This window comes from Kitasatospora sp. NPDC096077, assembly GCF_040303245.1.
Lineage (GTDB): Bacteria > Actinomycetota > Actinomycetes > Streptomycetales > Streptomycetaceae > Kitasatospora.
In genome coordinates, this window is the sequence record NZ_JBEOSV010000150.1 from 1 (window position 1) to 1,299 (window position 1,299).

At 78.4% G+C, this 1,299-nt stretch carries 1 protein-coding gene; it reads left to right on the forward strand.

Annotated features, from left to right (window positions below; all coding sequences use genetic code 11):
• Positions 1-171: 171 nt before the first annotated feature.
• Positions 172-1,299: mechanosensitive ion channel family protein (locus tag ABTZ03_RS44175; RefSeq protein WP_350518939.1), on the forward strand; the 1,128-nt coding region annotated here is incomplete at its 3' end.

Genomic DNA, 1,299 nt, shown 5'->3' on the forward strand with positions numbered 1-1,299 from the left:
GGGCCCCGCGGCCCCCCGCCCGTCGCCCCCCCCCCCCCGGGCCCCGGCCCCCCCGGGGGGCCCCCCCCCCGCGCCCGCGCCGGGGTCCGTCGGCGACTCCGACGTCACCACCGGCCTCGACCTCGGCCTCGGCCTCGACTCCCCGGCCGGGAGCGGAAAGGAGCGCAGCGGATGTGGTGGAGCCTGCTCCGCCTCGCGGTGGTCGGCCTCGCGGCCGCCCTGCTCACCTACGGCCTCGACCGGACCGTCCGGGCGGTCACCGGCCGGCTGTCCGTCCCGTGGGGCGTCGGCGGCGTCCCGGAGGTGCTGCGCAGGTGCCGTCACCCGGTGCTGGCCCTGACGGCCTCTCTGCTGCTCGCCGCCGCGCTGCCGTGGGTCGCCGCCCCGCCCGCCGCCCGCGAGGGGCTACGGCACCTGGCGGTGATCCTGTCGATCACCTCCGGCGGCTGGCTGTGCGGCCGCCTGGTGGCGATCCTGGTGGACGGCGCCGCCCGGCTCGCCCTCCACCGCCGCGACCCGGCCTGGGCGGGCCGCGCCCGGACCCAGGCCAGCCTGCTCGGCCGGATCGGCCAGGCGGTGGTCGCCGTGGTGACGCTGGGCGCCGTGCTGATGACCTTCCCGGCGGTGCGCGGCGTCGGCACCAGCCTGCTGGCCTCCGCCGGGCTGGTCGGCGTGGTGGCGGGCGTGGCCGCCCAGAGCACGCTGGCCAACGTGTTCGCCGGGGTGCAGCTGGCCTTCGGTGACCTGGCCCGGATCGGGGACGTCGTGGTGGTGGCCGGCGAGTGGGGGACGGTGGAGGAGATCACCCTGACCACCGTGGTGATCGAGACCTGGGACCAGCGGCGGCTGATGATGCCGATGTCGTACTTCGTCGGGCGGCCGTTCGAGAACTGGTCCCGCCGCTCCAGCCGGATCACCGGCACCGCGCTGCTCCACCTCGACCACCACGCCCCGATCGGGCTGCTGCGCGAGGAGTTCGAGGACTACCTGGCGAAGAGCGAGCTCTGGGACGGCCGGGGCAGCGCCCTCCAGGTGGTCGACACCACGCCGACCACCATCGTCGTCCGGGTGCTGGCCACGGCGGCCGACGGCAGCGACGCCTTCGAGCTGCGCTGCCGGCTGCGCGAGCACCTCATCGGCTACCTGCGCGACCGGCACCCGTACGCGCTGCCGCGGATCCCGGTGGCGGAGGCGCCCGCGCGGCCCCGGGACGACCGGGCCGATCCCCGCGGCCCCGGGCCCGGGCCGGGGGCGGGGCCGGGGGCGGGGGCGAGGGTCGGGGGGGCGCCTTGCGGCGGG